This window comes from Anaerococcus provencensis, from assembly GCF_000312365.2.
In the GTDB taxonomy this organism is placed as follows: Bacteria; Bacillota; Clostridia; order Tissierellales; family Peptoniphilaceae; genus Anaerococcus; species Anaerococcus provencensis.
On sequence record NZ_HG003690.1, the window covers coordinates 109,399 to 132,257 of the forward strand.

Annotated in this window: 23 protein-coding genes and 1 pseudogene; 18 read left to right on the forward strand and 6 right to left on the reverse strand. The window is 29.6% G+C overall.

What is annotated here, in order from left to right; genetic code table 11:
- The first annotated feature begins 1 nt into the window (after position 1).
- The 4 genes from BN38_RS09290 to BN38_RS11550 are packed head-to-tail and all read left to right on the forward strand — an operon-like array spanning position 2 to position 2,055.
- Positions 2–658: an energy-coupling factor transporter transmembrane component T gene (locus BN38_RS09290; RefSeq protein WP_044567210.1), complete on the forward strand. Its 657-nt coding sequence runs from the start codon at positions 2–4 to the stop codon at positions 656–658.
- Positions 659–668: 10 nt separating this feature from the next.
- Positions 669–1,061 (forward strand): ATP-binding cassette domain-containing protein, encoded by a 393-nt coding sequence (locus tag BN38_RS11540; RefSeq protein ID WP_044567212.1) that lies wholly within the window; start codon positions 669–671, stop codon positions 1,059–1,061.
- Between the two features lie 2 nt (positions 1,062–1,063).
- Positions 1,064–1,684: an ATP-binding cassette domain-containing protein gene (locus tag BN38_RS11545; RefSeq protein ID WP_268257898.1), complete on the forward strand. Its 621-nt coding sequence runs from the start codon at positions 1,064–1,066 to the stop codon at positions 1,682–1,684.
- An 8-nt stretch (positions 1,685–1,692) separates the two neighbouring features.
- Positions 1,693–2,055, forward strand: coding sequence for an ATP-binding cassette domain-containing protein (locus BN38_RS11550; protein ID WP_268257899.1), 363 nt, complete (start codon positions 1,693–1,695; stop codon positions 2,053–2,055).
- Positions 2,056–2,110: 55 nt separating this feature from the next.
- On the opposite strand, the gene BN38_RS09310 is transcribed toward BN38_RS11550, so the two are convergent.
- Entirely contained in the window at positions 2,111–3,442 is a 1,332-nt protein-coding gene (locus BN38_RS09310) for a relaxase/mobilization nuclease domain-containing protein (protein ID WP_044567221.1), read from the reverse strand.
- A 1-nt stretch (position 3,443) separates the two neighbouring features.
- The gene (locus BN38_RS09315) at positions 3,444–3,800 is read right to left on the reverse strand and encodes a plasmid mobilization protein (RefSeq protein ID WP_044567223.1); all 357 of its coding nucleotides are present in this window, start codon (positions 3,798–3,800) and stop codon (positions 3,444–3,446) included.
- Positions 3,801–4,154: 354 nt separating this feature from the next.
- On the opposite strand from BN38_RS09315, the gene BN38_RS09320 reads away from it, so the two are divergent.
- The 8 genes and pseudogenes from BN38_RS09320 to BN38_RS11035 form a co-directional block, all read left to right on the forward strand.
- Positions 4,155–5,126 (forward strand): helix-turn-helix domain-containing protein, encoded by a 972-nt coding sequence (locus BN38_RS09320; RefSeq protein WP_044567226.1) that lies wholly within the window; start codon positions 4,155–4,157, stop codon positions 5,124–5,126.
- 141 nt (positions 5,127–5,267) lie between these two features.
- On the forward strand, positions 5,268–5,870 hold the full coding sequence (locus BN38_RS09325) for an MptD family putative ECF transporter S component (RefSeq protein ID WP_001060382.1): 603 nt from the start codon (positions 5,268–5,270) through the stop codon (positions 5,868–5,870).
- Positions 5,871–5,887: 17 nt separating this feature from the next.
- The gene (locus BN38_RS09330; protein WP_000687642.1) at positions 5,888–6,562 is read left to right on the forward strand and encodes an energy-coupling factor transporter transmembrane component T family protein; all 675 of its coding nucleotides are present in this window, start codon (positions 5,888–5,890) and stop codon (positions 6,560–6,562) included.
- Complete coding sequence (locus BN38_RS09335) at positions 6,550–8,058, forward strand: ABC transporter ATP-binding protein (protein ID WP_044567229.1); 1,509 nt, start codon at positions 6,550–6,552, stop codon at positions 8,056–8,058. Before BN38_RS09330 ends, BN38_RS09335 begins: the two co-directional genes overlap by 13 nt.
- A 15-nt stretch (positions 8,059–8,073) precedes the next feature.
- Positions 8,074–9,786: an ABC transporter ATP-binding protein gene (locus tag BN38_RS09340; RefSeq protein ID WP_007891092.1), complete on the forward strand. Its 1,713-nt coding sequence runs from the start codon at positions 8,074–8,076 to the stop codon at positions 9,784–9,786.
- Positions 9,787–11,532 (forward strand): ABC transporter ATP-binding protein, encoded by a 1,746-nt coding sequence (locus BN38_RS09345; protein WP_044567243.1) that lies wholly within the window; start codon positions 9,787–9,789, stop codon positions 11,530–11,532.
- A gap of 21 nt (positions 11,533–11,553) precedes the next feature.
- The gene (locus tag BN38_RS09350) at positions 11,554–12,918 is read left to right on the forward strand and encodes an MATE family efflux transporter (protein WP_034546266.1); all 1,365 of its coding nucleotides are present in this window, start codon (positions 11,554–11,556) and stop codon (positions 12,916–12,918) included.
- Between the two features lie 134 nt (positions 12,919–13,052).
- A pseudogene (locus tag BN38_RS11035) lies at positions 13,053–13,176 on the forward strand (sigma-70 family RNA polymerase sigma factor); the annotation flags it as partial.
- 130 nt (positions 13,177–13,306) lie between these two features.
- Here BN38_RS11035 and BN38_RS09355 read toward each other — a convergent pair.
- The 4 genes from BN38_RS09355 to BN38_RS09370 are packed head-to-tail and all read right to left on the reverse strand — an operon-like array spanning position 13,307 to position 15,831.
- A complete protein-coding gene (locus BN38_RS09355; RefSeq protein ID WP_044567247.1) occupies positions 13,307–14,389 on the reverse strand; it encodes a virulence RhuM family protein in 1,083 nt (360 codons plus the stop codon).
- Positions 14,382–14,864: a hypothetical protein gene (locus BN38_RS09360; RefSeq protein WP_044567249.1), complete on the reverse strand. Its 483-nt coding sequence runs from the start codon at positions 14,862–14,864 to the stop codon at positions 14,382–14,384. The genes BN38_RS09355 and BN38_RS09360 overlap by 8 nt, the downstream gene beginning before the upstream one ends.
- An 8-nt stretch (positions 14,865–14,872) precedes the next feature.
- A complete protein-coding gene (locus tag BN38_RS09365) occupies positions 14,873–15,421 on the reverse strand; it encodes an ImmA/IrrE family metallo-endopeptidase (protein WP_044567251.1) in 549 nt (182 codons plus the stop codon).
- Between the two features lie 8 nt (positions 15,422–15,429).
- Complete coding sequence (locus BN38_RS09370; protein ID WP_000852880.1) at positions 15,430–15,831, reverse strand: helix-turn-helix domain-containing protein; 402 nt, start codon at positions 15,829–15,831, stop codon at positions 15,430–15,432.
- A gap of 188 nt (positions 15,832–16,019) precedes the next feature.
- On the opposite strand from BN38_RS09370, the gene BN38_RS09375 reads away from it, so the two are divergent.
- The 6 genes from BN38_RS09375 to BN38_RS09400 all read left to right on the forward strand — a co-directional run bounded on the left by BN38_RS09375 (position 16,020) and on the right by BN38_RS09400 (position 22,847).
- Complete coding sequence (locus tag BN38_RS09375; RefSeq protein WP_326544538.1) at positions 16,020–16,541, forward strand: hypothetical protein; 522 nt, start codon at positions 16,020–16,022, stop codon at positions 16,539–16,541.
- Between the two features lie 269 nt (positions 16,542–16,810).
- Positions 16,811–17,221 carry an RNA polymerase sigma factor gene (locus BN38_RS09380; RefSeq protein WP_044567254.1) on the forward strand — a complete coding sequence of 137 codons (411 nt, stop codon included), beginning with the start codon at positions 16,811–16,813 and terminating at the stop codon, positions 17,219–17,221.
- Between the two features lie 477 nt (positions 17,222–17,698).
- Entirely contained in the window at positions 17,699–17,920 is a 222-nt protein-coding gene (locus BN38_RS11185) for a hypothetical protein (protein ID WP_000924586.1), read from the forward strand.
- Between the two features lie 100 nt (positions 17,921–18,020).
- Positions 18,021–19,691 carry a recombinase family protein gene (locus BN38_RS09390; protein WP_044567256.1) on the forward strand — a complete coding sequence of 557 codons (1,671 nt, stop codon included), beginning with the start codon at positions 18,021–18,023 and terminating at the stop codon, positions 19,689–19,691.
- The gene (locus BN38_RS09395; protein ID WP_044567258.1) at positions 19,691–21,361 is read left to right on the forward strand and encodes a recombinase family protein; all 1,671 of its coding nucleotides are present in this window, start codon (positions 19,691–19,693) and stop codon (positions 21,359–21,361) included. The genes BN38_RS09390 and BN38_RS09395 overlap by 1 nt, the downstream gene beginning before the upstream one ends.
- Complete coding sequence (locus tag BN38_RS09400; protein ID WP_044567260.1) at positions 21,354–22,847, forward strand: recombinase family protein; 1,494 nt, start codon at positions 21,354–21,356, stop codon at positions 22,845–22,847. Before BN38_RS09395 ends, BN38_RS09400 begins: the two co-directional genes overlap by 8 nt.
- The last annotated feature ends 12 nt before the right edge of the window (positions 22,848–22,859 follow it).

Below are 22,859 nucleotides of genomic sequence, written 5' to 3' on the forward strand. Positions count from 1 at the left end.
AATGTCCAAGCGATTAAAATTAGATCCTAGAACATCAATAATATTGCTTTTATTAGTAAATATATTTCTATTTAAAAGTAGACCTGTAACGAGTGAATTAATTTTAATGAGCTATTTGTTGATTATTTTGACAGTTTGCGGAAATTTTAAATCGGGATTAAAAGTATATTTAACTTTTATTACTTTTTTAATAATAAATTATTTTGTTTTTCCCTATTCACCTAAGTGGATTGTAACGACATTTATTGTACCTGTTTCTTATGCAAGGAAGATTTTTCCTTGCATAATGGCAGGAACATTGTTATACAAAACGGTGACCGTAAGAGGAATTGCAGGAGTTTTTAGAAAATTTAAATTCTCAGAAAATTTTATTTTAGCATTTATGATAACTTATAGATATTTTCCCACATTAAGACAAGATATACATTGTGTTAGAGAATCAATGAAGATTAGGGGAATTAGTATGATTAAAAACATGGATATATTTGTTGTACCTATAATAAATTCTGCAATTGATATGTCTGAAGAGTTATCTAAGGCAGCTGTAACACGAGGAGTCGAGAATCCAGGTAGAAAAACAACTATAATTGATTTTAAATTCACTGTTTATGATGTATTAGTTATTTTATTTGTTGTTTTAATTATGGTTATATTTTAGGTGAGTTAGAATGGGTTATGTAAATATAAATGATGTATCTTGTACCTCTAAAACGGGATATAAAATATTAAAAGGGATCAACTTAAATGTTGAAAAAGGCGAATGTATACTTCTTATGGGGCTAAGTGGTTCAGGCAAAACGTCATTGACTAAATTAATAAATGGAATTATACCACATTTTGAAGAAGAAACTGACTTTGTTGGAGAAGTTTTAATAGAGGGAGAATCTACTAGAAATATATCACAATATAAAATTTCAGAAAAAGTTGGTTCGATATTTCAAAATCCAAAATCTCAATTTTTTAATTCTGATGTCGAGGGAGAAATTGTATTTGGTCTTGAAAATATGGGAACTGATCCAGAGTTAATAAAAAAGAGCTTAAAAAAACTATTAATAATTTAAATATAGATAGATTATTAGGGAAAAATGTCTTCTCATTGTCGAGTGGGGAAAAACAAATTTTAGCTTTTGCATCTATTTTTGCATTAAACACAGATATTGTCGTATTGGATGAGCCATCTTCAAATCTTGATATGGATACAATTGAAACGATAAAAAATAATATTGAAATATTTAAAAAAGAAGGCAAGACAATTATAGTTGCAGAACATCGATTATATTATTTAAAAGACATAATTGATAAAGCATATTATATAGATGAAGGCATAATTAAGGATTGTTTTACACAAGAAGAGGTAAAATTATTTAACTCAAAAAAAGAAAATAATCTCAAAATTAGAACTTTATCCACTCCTAAGTTGGAAGTTCTTAAAAAAGAATTTAATAAAAATGATGAGTATTTATGTGAAGATTTATCGTATACAATAAATGGAAATCTCATATTTAAAGATATTAATATTTCTTTAAATAGAGGAGAAGTCTTAGGAATAATAGGGAAAAATGGTATAGGAAAAACTAGTCTGTTAAAGTGCATTTCAGGGCTTATAAAGAAAAATATAGGAAATGTTTTTTTTGAGAATAAACTTTTAAATAATAAAGATAGATTAAAAAAACATACCTTGTAACACAAGACATTAATTCACAATTATTCACTCGAAGCGTAAAAGAAGAATGTGAATTAAATTTACCTGAGGATAGATTAAATCAAGTAGATATAGTTCTAAATAGGCTTGGATTAGATAAATATAAAGATAAGCATCCGATGTCGCTTTCAGGAGGACAAAAACAAAGGTTAACAATTGCTTTAGCTCTACTTTCAGATAAAGAAATCATAATATTGGATGAGCCTACAAGTGGCTTAGATTTCAAAAATATGATAATTGTGTCAGAAGCTATAAAAGAATTAGCCAAAAAATCTAATAAAGTTGTAATTGTTGTTTCGCATGATTATGAGTTTCTAAATACGGTAGCGGATGGAATATATGAAATGGCTTGAAAATAAGAAATAGAAGATTGGTAAAAAATTTTGCACAGTCTCGGAAAGGAAGTAGTTACCTCTCCACTTCCTTTCCATAATAATTTTCATAATTTTTCCTATACTGAACAAGATCAGAAAACTGTTCTTTATTCAAAGAATACTCTTGCATAAGGGTGTTCTTTTTTTCTTGCAATTCATCAAGTTTGGTTAATATTTCTTTTGTATTTGGAAGCTTTTTATATTTTTCTAAAATTTCTTTAGCAGCTATTTTATAGACCGAAAGTTCACTATAGTATTCTTCTGCAAATTGTTTATCGTCAGGATTTTTCTTGTGGTATTTATATATTTCACGATACTTATTTATAGTATTTATATTTTCCATATCTTGGGATAAACTCTTCATCTCAGTTTCAATTTTCTTTATTTTATCTAACAAGTCTTGTCTATCATCAGCAGATTTTTTAATCAAATCATCGAGTTGTGTGATTGAATTAATTCCTTGCTCTCTTAATTTAATTATTGAATCAGCCATAGTTTTGATATTGTGTTTTCTTGCCCAGATTTCGTAACCTTTAGAGGATTGTGCTTTTTTATTAGTAGATATATCAATAACATTTCCTACACGCTTTTTAATAGGATTAGCTTTGTTTTTAATAGCTAAATCTATTCTTTCTTTTATATTTTCTTCGGTATAATCTTCTCCGATAGTCTTAGATCTTGTAAATCTTTGCTTATCTTTATGACGAAAAGCAATGTGTTTACCATACTTAATTTCATAATCAAGAGATTTCATATTTTCTAAAAACTCTTCCCAAGATTTAGACTTATTAATCATTCTATCTATATCAAATTGCAGTTTAGACTTCCAGGAATTTCCTTTCTTACTTTGGTCAAATTCATACCAAGATTTACCAGCAGTTTTATATTTTCTTTTGTAAGCTTCATAATATTCATCAATGACTGAAAGCTTATTTTCTTTACATAACTCATCACTTTGATATCTGATTTTATGGTAAGTTTTTTTGTTGGATTGGTAGCATTTACCAGTCTTGTAGTTAACATTATTAAAAATAATATGGTTATGGATATGCCCTCTATCTATATGAGTTGCAAGAACAAATTCATAATCTTCTTTTAAAATTTTCTTACATAATTCCATTCCAATTTCGTGAGCTTTTATAGGATCAACCTCTCCTGGTAGAAAAGATTGGATTAAATGTCTAGCTAAAACTGTACCTTTAGTATCATTGTCTTCTCGTGTTTTTATAAATTGAATATGAGCAGTAGATGGATGACATTTAAATGAAGATACCAAGATTTTTTCATCAGTTTTTTCACTCCTAGTAATGTAATCTATTGCCAAATTTAGAGTTGATTTTATAGGATGTATTTTTGTAATTGCCATACTAATCACCAGAACTTTCTTTTGATTTGTTAAGAAGTAGGGAATGGATCTGCCATATTTCTTTTGATAATTTTTCTATCTCTTTATTCATTGATTCAATTTCATTTTTGTAAATAACACCAGTTGTATTAGTAGCTTTTGCAATCTGGTTTATATTATTTGTTGCATTTGAAAGTAGCCATTGTAAGTTTCTAAATGGTTCTAAATCTACAACATAAATTTCTTTTTCTAATACACATTTCCTAAGAAAGTGGGACATGGTTTTGCAATTTGCAAGTTTCATTTTCTTTTCAAAAACTTCTTTTTCTTCATCTGTTAAATATATTTTTAGTTGATTATTTCTCTTTCTATTATCCATAGTATATCTCCTTATCATAAATTATTGGGGTCTTAGGGTTCTCCCTAACAAGGTAAAATTGATAAAAAAAAGAAGCAGTCCATAAAGGTTCTGCTTCATCAATTTTTCGTAAGTGGGTACTCACTTACTGTGCTTGCTATTAAAGTTATAAGCGTTAAGCTTGCTATTAAAGTTATAAGCGTTAAGCTTGTTATTTAATTACTACCATTATACCATAAAATTGAAATGTTTGTATCTAATAGAAAAGCTTAAAATATAGATGTACGGTTAATATGCTATAGTGTATTTTTAGTATAAAAACTAATTTTTGGGTATAATTTAATTGATTATTATGATGCATTAGGAGGTAGAGTTTTGGAATTAAATCATGAAGATATTATAGAAAATGTCCTTGAAGGATATATGTTTTCTGAAAAAAAGGTTACTGATGAATGTAAAATTTATACAATTGAAAATTCTACTGGCTGTGGCGAAATGCGCTGCTACAATTTATTTGAAGGTATTCAATTATCTTATAATATCCTAAATATGGAGACAGCATATCAAAAAATAAATCCTAAAAGCGGGGTTTTAGAAATAGATCATTGTTTAGAGGGATGTTATGAGTTTAAACTTGAAAATAATGAGCGCGCTCTGATAGGTAAAGGCGATCTAAGTGTAATCGAAATAGGTAAAGTTCCTTTTGAAGATTCATGCATACCAACAAAAAAATATGTGGGACTTTCAATATTTATTGATATTGAAAAGGCACAAAAATCTATTGATAAATACTTTCCGTACGCAAAAATTGATTTGTTAGAAATAAAAGACCGTTTATGTAAAAATGGTGCAGCTTTAATTATTCATTCACGTCATGAGATAGACCATGTTATTAGTGAACTTTATAGAGTAGATTCTAGAATAAGACTTTCTTATTCAATTATAAAAACAATAGAGTTGTTATTATTTTTAAATTTAGTTGAAAGTTCAGATACATTTAAGTTAACATCTTTTTCAGAACCAGTATATAAAGCAACTGTAGAATCATATAAGACGATTCTAAATAATCCTTTTGAAAGATATTCTATTTCTGATTTATCAAAAAAATATGCTATTTCAGAATCCAGTTTGAAGAGATGTTTCATATACATAACTGGAAGCTCAATAGGTAATTTTATTAGGGAAAATTGTTTAGAAGCCGCTGCTAAATTATTAATTCATAAACCCTTAATGTCAATAGGAGAGATTTCTGATTTGTCAGGATATTTGAATCCTAGTAAATTTTCTGAGTCATTCAAAAAACATTTTGGGCAAACTCCTCAAGAATATAGAAAAAAATCCATCTGACCTTTTTAGAGCAAATAAAGAGCTGTCAGGTTATAAAGAAAATATCCATCTTACTTTATAATAAAGTTGAGATGGATATTTTTTTGTAAATATTCTCTATACACATTCTATGTACATTTTATTAATTAACGGAGGTGTTTTATGAACAATAAAAAAATGACTACAAAAGATGTAGTAACAGTAGCTATTATGATTGCTTTATTTTATGCAATATCTATTGTTATTGGAATGAGTATGGTTGCTGTTCCGGTTGTATATATTTATGGTACTGCTGGAATTGAAATGTTTATAGGAGCTATTTTCTACTTAGTAGCAGCTAACAGACTTAATAAACACGGGCTATTATTTATATGGATATTAATTTATGGTCTTATCACAGCAGCTATGGGTTATGTGTTTATGCTTCCATATTTTATTGGACTTGCTATTTTGTGCGAAATAGTAATGATAGGCAAAGACACTTATATAAATCCAATAAGAAATATGATTGGCTGGAGTGTTTATGGTGCTGGTATGTTCATGGGAATAGGAGTTCCATGTTGGATAGCTTGGGAATCTTATCAAAAGCAAGCTTTAGAGAGTGGGTTTGCAGATAAGACATTAACATTGCAATATAATTTGGTATCTTCACCAAAACTACTATTATTAGGTGTAACAATAACCGTTATATTATCTGCTTTAGGTGTTTTGTTTGCACAAAAAATTCTTAAAAAGCACTTTAAAAAGGCGGGTATTTTAGAGTAAATGGAGATATATGGGAAATGAAAATAGAAAAAATAAGTGGAATAACTTGTCTTTTTTTAACTATTATTTCCTGTATGGTGTCAATATTTACAAAAAGTTACTATATGCATGCTCTGTTTGTAGGATGGCTTTGTATGCTTTTAGCATATTTTGGTTTTATCAAACAGAGCATAATTTATTTTATGATATATAGTTTTACTACATTTTGGTTATTAAAAATGATACCTAGTGGTGTAGTTATAATTTCACCAATGCTTTTGGGAATGTTGTATAAATTCATAGTTCCAATCATGGCAGGATTTTTAACTTTTAAGATACCATCAGGAAAATTAATTTCAATATTTCACAAATTAATGTTGCCACGAAATTTTGTACTTATATTAACGGTAATTATTCGATTTGTACCAACAATTGCTGGGGAATTTAGAACAATAAAAGAAGCTATGAAAGTAAGGGGATTTACAGGTAACTTTTTTCATATTTTATCAAATCCTTTGAGGACTCTTGAATATGCTATAGTTCCTTTAATTTTTCGTTCTATAAAAGTAGGAGATGAATTATCAGCAGCAGCGATTGTTAGAGGAATTGAAAACCCAATAAAAAGGGATTCATATTATAGTAACAAGTTGTGTAAATTAGACATAATTATAATAACTGCAAGCTTTGTTTTATTTATATTATGTCTTATATGAGAGGTGCATCATTGAATAATAAACTGGAAATTAGGAAATTATCTTTTTCATATAATAGCAATAAAGATGAACAGTTGAAAGATATAAATTTAGACATTAAAGATGGTGAATGTTGTGTAATTATAGGGGAGTCGGGATGTGGCAAGTCTACTTTGACAAGGGCTATAAATGGATTAATTCCAAATTTTTACGAAGGAAATTTAGATGGAGAAGTATTTATTGATGGCAAATCTATCAGAAATTTAAAATCATGGGAGATAGCAAAGTTAGTCGGTAATGTATTTCAAGATCCTAGAAGCCAATTTTTTGCCAATGAAGTTAATGGAGAAATTGCATTTGGACCGGAAAATTTGGGATATAAGCGTGATGAAATAATAAGAAGAGTAAATGAATCAAGTGAGAAAATGAATATTGATAAATTGTTAAATAATAGGATATACAATTTATCCTATGGAATTAGGCAAAAAGTAGCAATTTGTTCAGCGAGAGCTATCGAACCATCTATATATGTATTTGATGAACCATCTGCAAATCTTGATTTGAAATCAATATATAAATTTTCAAAACTTATAATGGACTTAAAAAACGAAGGGAAAACTATAGTAATTGTTGAGCATAGGTTATTTTATTTAAAAGGAATAGCTGATAGGTATTTATTGATACAAAATGGATCTTTAACAAATAGTTATAAAGCAGAAGAATTTGAAAAAATTAGTTCAAAAGACTTAAATGCATTGGGCTTACGCTCAATTAATCTTGATGATATTGTTGTAGATGAGCACAAAGTTAAAGAAAAAGAAATTAGTAGTGACAATTCTTTTGATTTTGAGGTGAAAAATATTAGTAAAAAATATAAAAATAATTTTGTACTAAAAGATGTGTCACTTAAATTTGATAGCAATGAGACTATTGCTTTAGTAGGAATAAATGGAACAGGTAAAAGTACACTCGGTAAAATTTATTCTGGGATTCAAAATCAGACTGATGGAGAAATAAAGATAAATGGACTCAAAGCTAATAAAAAGATGAGGTTAAGCAAAGTGTGGTATATTCCTCAAGATTTAGACTCTCAATTATTTGGGGAAGATTTGATGGATGAATTATTAACTGGGTTAAAAAATAGAGAAGATTATATCACGAAAGCAGAGGAACTTTTAAAAAAAGTTGGCTTATTTGATATAAGAGAGAAGCATCCAGCAACTTTATCAGGTGGTCAAAAACAGAGGTTGGTTCTATGCGTAGCTATGTTAAGAGAAATTCCTTTTATTATATTGGATGAGCCGACATCAGGGCTTGATTTCAGGAGTATGGATAAGGTGGGGAGATTAATCAAAGAGGAACAAAAAAAAGGAACAAAATTTTTGATAATTTCTCATGATATTGAATTTATAGCAAAGACGTGTGATAGACTTGTAAAACTAGAGAATGGGATAATAACAGAAGATTTTTATATTGATAATATAGGACAGCTGTTAAGAGCTATGGAGGCTAAATAATTTAGGAGGTGCGTAATGGAAGTTTTAAAAAAGCATATAGGACAAATTTTATCATCAGTTATTATTGCAGTAATTGGTGTTTTTTGTAGTGTTGTACCATATTTTGCTTTAGCTAAGATTACTCAAAATATAGCAATTAGTAATACAGATTTAGAATTCTATATAAGACCAATTTTGCTTATTTTAGGTGGGTTAATAGGAAGTGTTATTTTCCATGAGATTTCAACTTTAATTTCTCACAATTTAGCATTTCGCATAATAGAGGATGAGAGGAAGAAACTTGTAAGAAAAATTAATAGATTATCAATGGGAGAGATTGAAAAACGATCTAGTGGAGAATGGACTCAGTTTATGGTAGAAACTTTGAATAAAATTGAGCAACCGATAGCTCATGTTATTCCTGAAGTAATAGCTAATCTTATCATTCCAATCGCTTTAGTAGTTATTATTTTTATAATGGATTGGAGGATTGGAATTGCAAATCTTATTACATTACCACTAGGGGTGTTATTTTCAATTCTAATGATGGGTGGATATGAAGAAAAATCACGAAATTATCAAGAAGCCGCAAAAAACATGAATACAACAGCTGTTGAATATATTAGAGGTATTCAAGTTATAAAGGCATTCAATAAATCTGCATCATCATATGGAAAATTTGTAGATGCTGTAAATAGTAATAGAGACAGTATGCTAAATTGGTATTTAAGTGTTTGTTTCTATATGACAGCAGCAATGGAAGTTTTACCATCAACTTTATTATTTGTTTTACCAACTTCTTTATACTTGTATATGAATGGAAGTATTGAAGTAGGCAATCTAATAATGTGTGTTTTATTATCTTATGCCTGCTACAAACCTTTGATTAAAGCTATGAGTCATATGGATACTATGGCGAATGTAAGAGTTGTAATAGATGAAATAAAAAATGTTATGGAGTTACCAGAGTTAGAACGAGGTAATGGAGAGGAAAAAATAAGATCATACGATATTAATTTTGAAAATGTATGTTTTGCCTATAATGATAAGAAAAAAGTTTTTGATAACTTATCCTTTAGTGCAAAAGAAAATAAACTTACAGCTATTGTTGGTTATTCTGGCGGTGGAAAATCCACTATTGCTAAGCTAATTGCGGGATATTGGAATATTAATAAAGGAAAAATATCCGTAGGAAATGTAAATCTTAAAGATGTTTCTCTTGAAAAGAACATGGAACTTGTAACCTATGTATCACAAGAAAATTATCTATTTAGAAAAAGTATTATAGATAATATGAGAATGGCAAATCAAAATGCTAGTATTGAAGAGATAAAAGACGCTTGTAAAAAAGCTTCTTGTCATGACTTTATTATGAGTCTTCCTAATGGATATGAAACCATAATTGGAGAATCTGGGAGCAACTTGTCTGGAGGAGAGAGACAAAGACTTACAATAGCAAGAGCTTTGCTTAAAGATAGCCCAATAGTTTTATTAGACGAAGCTACAGCATATTCTGATCCAGATAATGAAGCTGAAATTCAAAAATCTATAGATGCATTAGTTGAAAATAAAACGGTTATTATGATTGCTCATAGGCTTTCTACAATAATAGGAGCCGATAAGATCATAGTATTAAACAATGGGGAAATTGAAGCAGAAGGAACTCATAAAGAACTTCTTGGAAAAAGTGAAACATATGCAAAAATGTGGAAATCACACATAAGTTTATCAAACGATAGGGGTGAGTAAATGAAAGAATTAATTCACAAGTTATATTGGGTCGCTGGAAAAGAATCTTCCAAAATTAGCAAGATGTTTTTCTTTGAAGTATTAAAAAGTATATTTGAAGGAATATCCCTTGGAGCTACAATGTTGCTTTTACTTAAAATATTTCAAAATATATTTGAAGGAAGAAATATTACACAAGAAGACATCTATGTCGTATTTGCAATAGCTCTACTAAGTGTAGTAGGGAAAATATTATCTAGTTATATGGCTGATAGAAATAAATACATCGCAACTTACAATATGGGAGCAGAAAATAGGCTATATATAGGTGATCAGCTAAAAAAAGTGAATATGGGATATTTTAGCAGTAATCGCCTTGGAAACATTTCAGGCGGATTAACCACAGTTATAGGTGAACTTGAAACCGTAGGAGTTAATATAATAGAAACTTTATTTGTGGGAGTAATTCAAACTATAATAATGGCGATATTTATGATTCCGTTTGATATAGTTACAGGTTCTATAATTTTAGGAACTTTATTCTTAGGAATGTTATGCAATGTTATCTTTCAAAAGAAATCAGATGAGTTGACTAAAAAATTACAAGCGTTAAAAATAAATCTAAACGCATCTACTTTAGAGTATGTCAAAGGTATTAGCGTCATTAAGTCGTTTGGAAAAAGTGGTGAAATGACCAAAGAATTGGACAGAGAGATTTATAAAAATAGAAGAGGCTTTATAAATGTTGAAAAAACTGTAGCACCTGCTGCTTTGATATTTCTAATTATATTTAAATTAGGGATTTGTCTTATTATATTTTCAGCTATTTATAGATTTTGTATAGGAGAAATTGATCACTATAAAGCTGTAATGCTTGTAGTGTCTAGTTTTATTGTTTTTTCTGGTTTTGAAATGGCTGGAAGTATGCAAAACGTTAGAGGAATAGCTATACAAAACTTGGATTCAATTGCTAAACTTAGGAATCTACCAACAATTTCAGAAGGCACAAGAACAAGCTTTGAAAAAGGAGATATAAATCTAAAGGACGTTGACTTCTCATATGACGAACAAAACTTATTTAACTGTTTAAATTTAGATATTCCAAAAGGTAAGACTACAGCAATTGTAGGTGGTTCTGGAAGTGGAAAAACAACACTTTGTAATTTGATAGCTAGATTTTGGGATGTAGATTCTGGAGAAATATTGATTGATGATAATAACATAAAAGATTTTAGGTATGACAATCTGTTATCTAATTTCACTTTTGTTTTTCAAGACGTCTATTTATTTGATGACACTATAAAAAACAACATTAAGTTCGGAAATCCAGAAGCTAGTGATGAGGAAGTTATTAATGTTGCTAAGCAAGCACAGTGTCATGAATTTATTATGAAGTTGTCAGATGGTTATGACACAGTTTTACAAGAGGGTGGTTCAAATTTATCTGGAGGAGAGCGTCAGAGAATATCTATAGCAAGAGCTATGCTAAAACCAAGCAGAATTGTTATTCTTGACGAAGCTACTTCAAGTGTAGATCCAGAAAATGAACAACAACTTATAACTGCTTTAAACAATTTGTTAAAAGATAAAACTGTAATTGTGATTGCACATAAACTTGAAACTATTAAAAATGCTGATCAAATTGTTGTTATGGATAAAGGAAATATTGAAAGTATTGGTAAACATAAAGAGCTTATGGAAAAATCACACATATACAAGAGTTTTATTGAGAAAAGAGAAAAAGCTACTGGTTGGAAAATTGAATAAAATTTAATAGAGGATGATTTTATGAAACAAGATATGAAAGAACAATTATTAACAAAAAGACCCATAGATTTACTTTTTCAATTATCTGTCCCTGCTGTAATAGGAATGATAGTAATAGGTCTTTATCCACTAATGGATGGAATTTTTGCAGGAAATATTATAGGACAAACTGCAATGACAGCTTGTGGTGTAGCTATGCCACTTACCTTTTTTAATAGTGGAGTATCTACACTCATAGGTGTAGGTTCAGCATCAGTTTTATCAAGAGCTATAGGAAAGGGTGACCAAAAAACAGTTGATAAAATTATGGGGAATTTAATCTTTTGGGTTATTCTATTCTCATCAATTATTACAATAGGCGGAATTTTACTTGCACCACATTTTTTAGATATGGTTGGAGCAAGTGGAGAAATTAAAGAATATGGTATCAGATATTTACGAGTAATTTTCATTGGTTCTTTATTTGTAAACTTTACTCAATCAGCAAACATGGTTATGCGTGGAGAAGGATTAATGAAAAAAGCAATGCTCATTATGGGGCTAGGGGCTTTTTTAAACATAATTCTTGATCCCATTCTAATGAAATTAATGGGAAAATACGCAATAGAAGGGGCTGCACTTGCAACTATTACAGCACAATTTGTTCAAGCGATAATAACACTCCATTACTTCAAATATAAAAGTAAAGCAGTAAAAATAAATAAAATCAAACCTGATCAGGAAATAAAAAAAGAAATGTTTGGCGTAGGGTCATCTGCTATGATGATGCAAATTTTATTTATGATTCAACAAACAATGCTATATAAAATGTCATTTAAATATGGCGGAGATACAAATGCTATCTTGATGGCAGCAACACTTAGAATATATGCCTTTTCATTCATTCCACTTTGGGGAATGAGTCAAGGTTTACAACCTGTAGTTGGTACAAATTTTGGAGCGAAAAAATACGACAGAGTAAAAGAAGCTATGAAAGTATTTTCTATCGGAGGATTAGTTCTTGCATCAATATTTTGGATACCAGCATTAGCATTTTCAAAGAATATTCTGTCTTTATTTGGAGTAGAAGAAAGTATTATAACTCAGGGAATAGGAAACTTTAGACTATTTTATTCTATCTTTATCCTATATGGAGTAATGGTAATGACTATAACATTCTTCCAATCAATAGGAAACGCTAAAAAAGCCGGCATAATAGTAATGCTAAGACAGTTATTTTTATTCGTACCTGCCATGATTATTTTACCAATGATATTTGGAGTTAAAGCAGTATGGTTTGCAGAACCCCTTGTAGATTTAATTATGATAATAGCTGGTGTAGTAATGATGTTTGGGGAATTAAATAGGATGGATAAAATTAGTTTGAAAAATTCAAGTAATGAATAATAAGTAGGTTTATTTAAAAGAATGGAGGGAAATATGCAAATAAATATAATTAAAGTAAATTTACCTTTTTTCTTTGGTTTACGCTGTTTACAAGTTAGATAACTCAGTTAAAAAATTAAATACAATTACTATTAGAAAAAGAACACGAAAAGTATTTAGAGCAGGTGAACAAGAAAAACCACTTGCTCTTTTTTTTCATCATTAGATCATGACGGGAATTTTGAAGATAATTTAGAAGATAAAAATGTTGATGTAGAATAAGTTGTAGCCACACAAATGAAGATTAAGAATAAAAAATGTATCAACCCTTACCCTTTAATCAGGATTTAGGTTGATACACAAAATTATTTACATTTCCGCCCCTTACAAGCGTTAAGCGTATATTAAGTTATTCTTCTAATTTTTTAGTATCATCTTCTAATTCCAAGAATTTATCAAAATCACTTTTGTAGAGTCTATCTTGTATAATTCTATATTTTTCAAACTCACTCTCTGCGTGCTTTTTAGCAAGAGCTGCAGAGACTTTTCCTGCATCGTTTAGAATTTCTTTATCCCATAATTGTAAAAATCCATTTAATCTTTTTTCCCAATCTTCCATAGTCATAGGGATATGTCTTTCTGCTTGTAGTTCTGCCATGTCCAAATATGATGAAACAATTCTTTGCATTTGATTTAATTCTTCTTCGTTTAGATAATTTTTTGCAACGACTACATCATATTTATGAATTTTTGAATCTGGAGAGCCTTCCCAAGTAGTAAGTCCCATATTTTTAGTTTTGTGATTGGCTCTATCTACAATTAATTCGGCTGCAGTTTTTCCATGAATTGCATAGTGTAATTTATTTTGAATAGCTGCAAAAAACCTTTTTGTTGCTTTTGCAGATGGGTCATAGTCTAAAGATGTAGCATAAATATCTGTGATTTTTTGATAGAATCTTCTCTCAGATAATCTAATTTCACGAATTTTTACAAGTAATTTTTCGAAATAATCCTTGGTAAGTTTTGTACCAGAATTCTTGAGCCTTTCATCATCCATTGCCCACCCTTTAATTGTAAAATCTTTTACAATTTGGTTTGCCCATTTTCTAAATTGGACGGCACGTTCGTTATTTACTTTAAACCCTACTGCAATAATTGCTTGTAGGTTATAGTGTTTTGTTTCCCTTGAAACATTTCTAGAACCTTCTTTTTGAACTATTAGGAAATTCCTAATAGTTGCTTCTTCTTGTAACTCACTATCAGCATAGATTTTTTTTAGATGTTCATTTATTGTGGCGACACTAACATCATAAAGAGCTGCCATCATCTTTTGAGTAAGCCAAATATTTTCATCTTCATATCTAATTTCGATAGCTTCTTGATCATCACCATTTGCTGCAATAAAAGTCAAGTATTCAGCAGCAGATGACCTAATTTGAAGTTCTTTTTTTTCTTGATTTTCGTCTTTATTTTTATCCATTTCTTTACTCATAAGTCCCTCCAAGTATAAATTTCATTCTACCTTTAAACACTGGAATACTAATTAAGAATACAATTACATAATGTATAAAGGAATTTATCATCATACTTTTTGTTATTGGTAATTGATGATAAGTTTGACCGATTATTTTAAAAGCGGCTAGGGTGTTTGTTATAAAATCAAGTGCCAACCATAAGGCAACTGCTGATCCTATGAAAGCAATTATATAGTTTAAAAGTTTACTGATTTTTGGTAGCTTTTGATTTATTAAAATTAGCAATATTCCATAAATTATTACTACTGTAATTGAAATGGGAATAGCTAATTTGTTATCTAGTTTATCTTTTATGGATATATAAAATCCTAAACCTACAACTATAAAATCAATCAAAAATGCTGAGATTTTTACAGAGTAGGTAGTGATGAGATAGTAGAAAACTATTCCAGAAAGGATTAATAAAAAATATCCTGCAATAAAAATTCCCATAGAGTCTCCTAATAATAATCATCATGTTCAGGGCGATAGTTTTTAAGAAAATCTCCCTGAGGTATATTAACATTAATTGGTTTATTAAACTTGCCCATTTTTGCTAACTCAGAAATTTTTAGATTTAGTAAATTTATATCTACACCTAATTTTCCAGCAATTTCATAATCACAAACTTGATCATTGATATTATCTAGGACATCTTCATCACTTATTAATAAGTGAGCCGCAAAAATATTAGCTTCAGTTTCAAATTTGTTTGTTGGGTTTAATACTGTTTGGTCATGAAAAGCTCCACCTCTCATACAATAATCTCTGTGTAGTTGATCGTGACCTAATTCATGTGCTAATATCGTTTTTCTATTAAAATTTGTGTTGCTACTGATAAAAATAAATCTGTTCCTTTGAATATAATGGTACATTCCTAAAAGTATTTCTGTTTTAGGTAGATATACCAGGTTAATATTCAAAGCTTCTATTAATTCGATAGGATCTCGTGTCTTATATTTTTTTATAAGTCGATTAACCTTATCATATATATAGCGATTCATGCTCATAAAATCACCTAATCTTTTTTCTTACGACCGTATTTCTTGTTTTCTCTTTTAGCCTCCCAATAAGCACGAGTAATAGCTTCAAAAGCAGCATCTTTATCTTCGTCAGAAATTTCTCCACCTGCAAATAAAGAGCTTAGACCTTCTGTTAATGCTCTAGCTTTTTCTAATTCTCTTTTGCCACCCATGTTATAAACTCTATTTAAAAACTCATCACTTTCTTCTAGAAGATAATTGTAATCACAGTCCATAACTTCAGCTATTTTTTTGTAAACCTCGACATCTCTTGGGTATCTTTCTCCGTCTTCATAATGTACAAGAGTTCTTGTACTTATTCCTATCATCTTTGCAAAATCTGCTTGACTTAACTTTTCTTTTTCACGAAAATCCTTTAATCTATCCGCAAAAGCCATAACTTTAACCTCCTGAACTAATGTGCATTTATAACTTTTAATACGAACAATAGTGCTTGAATTATTTTTCAATTTGAGATATAATACAAACTGAACTTATATTCATATTATAGCACAAACATTCAAGTTTGTAAATAAGTTGTATTGGGGTGATTAGATTGAGAATAAGTAAAACTTTAAAGAATATAATGAACATGTATGTAGATAGCAACTTGAAATTTGAAGAAATTAGTTCGGCTGCAAAACTTATTTTAAGTTTATATAGACAAGTTACCTGGGCAGTAGATAGCAGGGCAAATTTTATGATGTTTGAGAGTAAAGAAAACTATGGATCAACTTCAGAATCTGCTTACTTGTATCTTTCTACATTTGCTCCAGAAAGAGTTGAAGAAAAGTTTAATAATATAGTTTCCAATGTAATGGATAGTAAGCTTATGCTTTTAATAATTTATGATGCCTGTGTTAGGCTAAAAGTTTATCCAGAATATGGAGAAATCTATCATAAGATTATTTATAACTACTACATTTCTGAAAAAAAGATTACTGATGAAGCTTGTATGAGAAGTGTGTCTTTAGAGAGAACTGTTTATTATCAAAGAAAGAAGGAAGCAATTGCATTGGTTGGTGTAATAATTTGGGGATATACTTTACCGACTGCTATTAGCCAACTTAAAGACGGTCGCAGCATTGAAGAAATAATGAACATCTAAGAAATTAATTTATGACGAACTTATTGCGTACTATTTCCGAATGAAAAAAGTACCATATACGAATTTTATGTGTACTTAAGTGCATATATAATATCCATGATAGGTGATTTGCACCTGAATTTAATATTGGCATTTATTGACTGAAAGAATTTATTTTCTTTCGGTCTTTTTTTATGCCCAGGAGAATATATGCAAAGAATTAGAAGCCCTCCTTGTGTGAATTTCATTTTCAAACAAAAGAAATTCAAGCGGGCAAGGAGGAAAAATTAATGGACAAAGAATATTATTTATTTGTAGAAGGAAAAAAAGTAGTTGTTAGCAAGGAAGTATATCTTGCTTACCATAGTGAATTGAATAAAGAGAAATATCAAATGAGAAGAGACAGGTTAAATAACTGTTTCTTTTTTTGTTCCTATGATCATGATGGAAATTTCGAAGAAAATTTAGAAGATCTGGAATTTGATGTTGAAAAAATTATCGAAACAAAGGAAATGATTGAAGAAGTAAGAAGAGCTATTTCTAAACTCAACCCTGTTGAAAGGGATTTGATAGAAAGTCTTTTTTATAAAGAAGAAACAATTAGAGAAGTAGCCGCTAAACTGAATATTTCTAATCCAGCCGTTATTAAAAGGCGTAATAAAGTCTTAGAAAAACTAAAGGAAATGTTAGAAGACTTTTAGATGACAGTTACCAAGAGGGTCTAATTTTCACTGTTACTTATGCAGTGGGAATTGGACCTTTTCATTTAACCAAATTTATTTTTGAAAATTGGTTAGCAAGAAAGACTTCTTTTCACTGTTAAGTATAAGAGGGTAATTTTAAACAATTTTGTTTCATCAAGATAATTATTTTCTGATGGTCAAATTTAAAAAAAGATTAATAACTCTCGATAAATTTTGAACCTTAACAATTGAATAGACCAAGACAAGACATTAATCATTTTTGGAGCGTAATAACCTATCCGCCAAGATCTTTCTGCTGAATAATTCGGCAAAATAAGTACTGCTAAGCTAAAAGCAAGGGAAGAAGAAAGGGAGCGATAAGTAAGAGTTTGAATATAGGGAGGGATACCCTATTCGCTATGAAGAAAATGAGGATAATGATACTTCTAAGGTTGAAGCCGGCTCATCCTGAACAGAGGCGGAGGTGAGATTCCTATGTTGCTAATCCAAGGCACTTGTCAATGTCAAAAAACTTTAATTTTATATTGTGAGGTAAAACCTATGAATACAAAAGAAAAGAAGAAATGTAAACCTAAAGAGCAAATATCAAAAGAAGATTATTCTAAAAAAATTACTTACACTCAAAGTGATAAAGAGTCCCTCGACTTACTAGATATTGTTGAGCTTTATTTATGTAGAGCTTGTATAAGACTATAAGCTGGGGTGCTGACTTAAAAACTTGGGTGCGGTAAAATATAAGTGGTAGAAGAACTCCTTAATGACTATTTGCCCAAATACAAATTAAGGAGGTTTTGTGATGGAAAAATTTGCTTGTATGTATCTTCGTTTATCGAGAGAGGATGGAGATAGCACAGAAAGTAATTCTATTTCAAATCAAAGACAGATTATCAAATCATATGCAAGGGACAATGATTTTAAAATTGTTGCTGAATATGTAGACGATGGCTTTTCAGGATCTAATTTTGACAGACCAAAATTTAAGAAGATGATTCAAGATCTTGAAGAGAAGAAGTTCAAAATAATTATTGTGAAGGACTTATCCCGTTTCGGGAGAGATTATATCGAATCAGGTAAATATCTACAGAAGATATTTCCAGAAAAAGGTATTCGATTTATTTCCGTAAACGATAACTATGACAGTGAAAATGCAGATGTAAGCGATACACACCTAATTCTACCGATAAGAAACTTTATTAATGATTCTTATTGTAGGGATATTTCTATGAAAGTTAAATCTTCAAAAGAGATCAAAAGAAAGAATGGTGAATTTATTGGTGCATTTGCTCCTTTTGGTTATAAGAAGGACAGCAAAAACAAACATAAGTTAGTCGTTGATACAGAAGTTTCACACATAATTGAAAGAATCTTCAATATGAAGATAGACGGCTACTCATCTAAGGCTATTGCAGATTTTTTAAATAGCATAGGTTGTGTAACACCATCTAAGCATAAAGAAAATTCTGGCGATAATCATACTACTGGTTTTATTGTTAAAGTCTCTAAATGGGACGCAAAAATGGTCAATAGGATTATTACAAACAAGGTCTATATAGGAGTGCTTGAACAAGGGAAAACTAGAAAACTAAATTACAAGTCTAAGAGAGAAGTAGAAGTAAATGAAGAAGATTGGATTGTAATAAACGACTCTCATAAGCCTATTATTTCAAAAAGCATTTATGCTTTGGCTAATAAGATGATGCTCCGAGATGTAAAACAATCAGCAGATATACCACATATTTTATCAGGAATGCTTTATTGCAAAGATTGTGGATCTTCAATGGTTAGAAGAAAGGTTAAGTCCAAGAATGGATATAATATTTTTTATATTTGTTCTCACTATAATAACAAAGGAGATTGCACAAGACATAGTATAAAAGAAGACTATCTACTTGATATGACTCTTTTTGCACTTAAAGATTATTTAAAAAAATACAATGAATTACTAAGTCAAGTTAATAAGTTAGATGTATCAAAAGTTACATTTAATATTGACTTTGAAAGCTTAAACTCAGAAAAGAGAAAGTATGAAAGACTTAGACAATCTTTATATATGGACTTAGAAGATGAACTTATAACTTCTGAAGAGTTTGAAAGGTTCAGAAAAAATTATCTTATTAAAATCAGGGAAATAGAGAAACAAATTGCTACAAAGAAAAATATACTTGCCAACTTGCAAGAAAAGATGAAAAAAAAGGACAGTTTGGTTTCCGAAATTGTTCCCACTGATTTAAGCAGTCTAAATAGACTAACAATTGTATCTTTTATAGATAGAATTGAAATCGGAGAAAATAATGAGATTAATTTTGTCTTTAATAATTTGGAAACAGTTAACTTACTGAAGACTCTTATAAAAGAAGAAAGTGAAAGTAAGTCCGAAGTAAAGAAGAATTTGATTTCAATAAATAAGGTCTTTGGAAATGCTCTTGAAAATAAGACTCCAATGCAATTAGCTGGAGGTGTTTTATAATGGCAAGAACTTCCAAAAGATATATTGAAAAGAAAATTGAAAAGACAGAAAGAAAAGTCTTTAAGGCCGGAATTTATACAAGGCTATCCAACGAAAGAACAGAAGATTGGAGAGAAAAATCTTATTCAATAGAAACTCAAATTCTATCTTGTAAAGAATATGCATTAAAAGAAAATATAGATGTTTTAGAAGTTTACACTGACTATGAATATAGTGGGACAAACTTTGAAAGACCATCATTTCAGAATATGATGCAAGATATTAGAGATAGAAGAATCAATTGTATTATTATCAGAGATTTATCAAGACTTGGAAGAGAATATCTCGAAATGGGAAGATTGATTGATAAAGTTTTTCCATTTTTAGGTGTTAGATTTATTTCGGTTAATGATAAATTAGACACAGTCAAAGAAACAGATTCAAAGAAATCTTTTGAGGTTACTCTTAAAAATATTATCAACGATATGTATGCTAAGGATATTTCAGTTAAGATAAAGACCTCAAAACACAATAGAGCAAGAAACGGATATTTTATTGGTTCTGTTCCACCTTATGGCTACAAGATTAAAAAATCTAAAGAAGGTCAAAAACTTGTAATTGATGAAAATGTTAGATTTATTGTGGAAGAGATGTTTGATTTGACTCTTCAAGGCAAAAGCCAATATGAAGTAGCAAAGCATTTTAATGAAAAAGGCTATGCTCCTGGAATGATTTACTATAAAACTGGGAGAGTTTACAGAGAAAATGATGATCCTGAATGGAATAAAGGGACAATTTCTAAAATGCTTACAAACCCAGCTTATACGGGGACTTTAGTACAAGGAGTTAAGCAACAAAATCTTGCAAAAGGAATTAAACAACATTTTGTAGACGAAAGTCAGTATATAATTTGTGAGAATGCACATGAAGCAATCATTTCTAAGGAAGTTCATGAAAGAATATTACAAGAAAGACAAGAAAGAAAGAAAAATCATGTTTTCAGTTCGCCAATGCACAATTTTGAAAATAGGGACTATGAGAACAGATTTAAAGGGCTTGTAATCAACAATAATACTGGCAAAGAACTTAATAGAAGAACTCGTATCTATGGTAAAAATAAAGATAGACTTTACTATTCATTTCAAAATGAGAGATTTAGTGGAAGTATAAAACCCGAAAAATCAGTATTCATTATGGAAAGGGATTTGGATCAGGCTATTAGTGATAAAGTTTCTGAGTTTATTATGAAGACAACTAGCAAGACGAAATTTGTTAATCAAATTAAAGCTAGATTTAATAAAGCAATAGATACTTTTAAGAAAGACATTGAAAATCTTAAAAGAAAAAATCTAAATGAAGAAAATATCATTCAAAGAGCCTATGAAGAATATAGTCTAGGTAAGATTGATAGAGACGAGTATCTATTAAAAAGAGAGATTGCTCAAAGTCATATGTCTACATTTGATAACGAGATTTCAGCAATTGAAGTTAATATATCAAAGCTTAAAAAAGAAAGATTAAAATCAACAAAATGGATAAATGATTTATATGCTTCAAAGAATTTGGAAAAGCTACCTGGCGATTTAATCCATAGCTTAATCGAAAAAATAATAGTTTATGATAAACATGAATTTGAAATAGTCTTTAAATTCAATATAGATAATTTGGTAGGAGGAACAGACGATGAGTAAGGTTGCTCTTTATATTAGATTATCCGTTGAAGATATGATAAAGACTGATGAGAGTGAAAGTATCATAAACCAAAGAGCATATCTAAACGATTATCTCGACAAGAATGAAGAATTTAAGAACTTCACAAGAGAAGAATATGTTGATGATGGATATTCTGGAACAAATGAAAATAGACCAGCCTTTCAAAGAATGCTGGAAGATGTAAAGAAAAATAATATCCAGACGATAATTGTAAAAGACTTGTCCAGATTTATGAGAGATTATATAACACTTGGAGATTATCTTGAAAATATATTTCCATTCCTTGGAGTAAGATTCATTGCCATAAATGATGGCTATGATAGTAACAAAGAAAAGGGGAATGGAACAGATTTAGATATTCAATTCAAGGGACTATTATATGATTTCTACACAAAAGATATTTCTGAAAAGGTAAAGTCATCTATGACTACACTTAAAAAACAAGGAAAGTTTTTAGCTTGGAGTCCACCATTGGGATATATGAAAGATCCTAACGATAGACACAAAATCATAGTTGATGAAGAAACAGCTTGGATAGTAAAGAAGATTTTTAAACTTGCACTTGATGGTATATCTTCAAGAAATATAGCTAAGATATTAAATGAGGAAAAAATTCCAACACCATCAAAAAGAAAGAGCGAATTAACAAATCTTGATTTTGAATATTCAATAATTAGAACTGCGAAAAAGCCTAGACCAACTTGGACTAATGGTAATGTAATAGATGTATTAGCAAATGAAAATTATACTGGAACTTACACTTTCAATATGCAAGATAAGTCAGTATTAAATCCATCTTCTTTTAAGTTCAAACCAAAAGAGGAATGGGGAAGAGTTGAGAATAATCATGAAGCTATTATATCTAAAGAAGACTTTGAAAAAGTTCAAAAGATTAAAGAGAAGAATCTGTTTATGAAAGGTAAAAATACCGATTATGAATGGAGAAAGAAATCACCATTACAAGGTTTTGCAAAATGTCCAACTTGTAATCACATTCTAGGATGTACTCAATCTAAACACAAAAGACCTGATGGAAGCCTTAGAGTACACACATATTTTACTTGTAGGATATGTAAGTGTAATAATGTAAAACACAAGAACTCAAGAGCAGGAAGCCTTGAAGAGCAAGTATTTGAAGCAATAAAGGTAAAATATGGTTTAGAAGATCCAATCAAGGATGAAAAAGTAAAAGTTAAACCAATGGAAAAATCTATCGAAGATCTTGAAGCTAAAAAAATGCAGAATTTTGAGAAGTATAAATCAGGCAAGATGAATAGACAAAAATTCATTGACTCTAAAAATTTGATAGATGAAGAAATACAAGCAATAAAAGAAAAAATACTAAAAGCAAAAGAAGAAAAAGAAGTAATAGACAACACTAAACTTACCAGAGAATTGATGGAGAAATATATAGACTCAGTCTTCTGTGAAGGAAACGAAGTGTTGAACATAATATGGAAGTAGCAAAGGGAGTGA

What these genes read in the sequence shown, in the direction of transcription:
- BN38_RS09290 (WP_044567210.1), top strand. Translation starts at nt 2, where the DNA reads ATGTCCAAGCGATTAAAATTAGATCCTAGAACATCAATAATATTGCTT.
- BN38_RS11540 (WP_044567212.1), top strand. Translation starts at nt 669, where the DNA reads ATGGGTTATGTAAATATAAATGATGTATCTTGTACCTCTAAAACGGGA.
- BN38_RS09310 (WP_044567221.1), bottom strand. Translation starts at nt 3,442, where the DNA reads ATGGCAATTACAAAAATACATCCTATAAAATCAACTCTAAATTTGGCA.
- BN38_RS09315 (WP_044567223.1), bottom strand. Translation starts at nt 3,800, where the DNA reads ATGGATAATAGAAAGAGAAATAATCAACTAAAAATATATTTAACAGAT.
- BN38_RS09325 (WP_001060382.1), top strand. Translation starts at nt 5,268, where the DNA reads ATGAACAATAAAAAAATGACTACAAAAGATGTAGTAACAGTAGCTATT.
- BN38_RS09330 (WP_000687642.1), top strand. Translation starts at nt 5,888, where the DNA reads ATGAAAATAGAAAAAATAAGTGGAATAACTTGTCTTTTTTTAACTATT.
- BN38_RS09335 (WP_044567229.1), top strand. Translation starts at nt 6,550, where the DNA reads ATGTCTTATATGAGAGGTGCATCATTGAATAATAAACTGGAAATTAGG.
- BN38_RS09340 (WP_007891092.1), top strand. Translation starts at nt 8,074, where the DNA reads ATGGAAGTTTTAAAAAAGCATATAGGACAAATTTTATCATCAGTTATT.
- BN38_RS09345 (WP_044567243.1), top strand. Translation starts at nt 9,787, where the DNA reads ATGAAAGAATTAATTCACAAGTTATATTGGGTCGCTGGAAAAGAATCT.
- BN38_RS09350 (WP_034546266.1), top strand. Translation starts at nt 11,554, where the DNA reads ATGAAACAAGATATGAAAGAACAATTATTAACAAAAAGACCCATAGAT.
- BN38_RS09355 (WP_044567247.1), bottom strand. Translation starts at nt 14,389, where the DNA reads ATGAGTAAAGAAATGGATAAAAATAAAGACGAAAATCAAGAAAAAAAA.
- BN38_RS09360 (WP_044567249.1), bottom strand. Translation starts at nt 14,864, where the DNA reads ATGGGAATTTTTATTGCAGGATATTTTTTATTAATCCTTTCTGGAATA.
- BN38_RS09365 (WP_044567251.1), bottom strand. Translation starts at nt 15,421, where the DNA reads ATGAGCATGAATCGCTATATATATGATAAGGTTAATCGACTTATAAAA.
- BN38_RS09370 (WP_000852880.1), bottom strand. Translation starts at nt 15,831, where the DNA reads ATGGCTTTTGCGGATAGATTAAAGGATTTTCGTGAAAAAGAAAAGTTA.
- BN38_RS09375 (WP_326544538.1), top strand. Translation starts at nt 16,020, where the DNA reads ATGAACATGTATGTAGATAGCAACTTGAAATTTGAAGAAATTAGTTCG.
- BN38_RS09380 (WP_044567254.1), top strand. Translation starts at nt 16,811, where the DNA reads ATGGACAAAGAATATTATTTATTTGTAGAAGGAAAAAAAGTAGTTGTT.
- BN38_RS11185 (WP_000924586.1), top strand. Translation starts at nt 17,699, where the DNA reads ATGTTGCTAATCCAAGGCACTTGTCAATGTCAAAAAACTTTAATTTTA.
- BN38_RS09390 (WP_044567256.1), top strand. Translation starts at nt 18,021, where the DNA reads ATGGAAAAATTTGCTTGTATGTATCTTCGTTTATCGAGAGAGGATGGA.
- BN38_RS09395 (WP_044567258.1), top strand. Translation starts at nt 19,691, where the DNA reads ATGGCAAGAACTTCCAAAAGATATATTGAAAAGAAAATTGAAAAGACA.
- BN38_RS09400 (WP_044567260.1), top strand. Translation starts at nt 21,354, where the DNA reads ATGAGTAAGGTTGCTCTTTATATTAGATTATCCGTTGAAGATATGATA.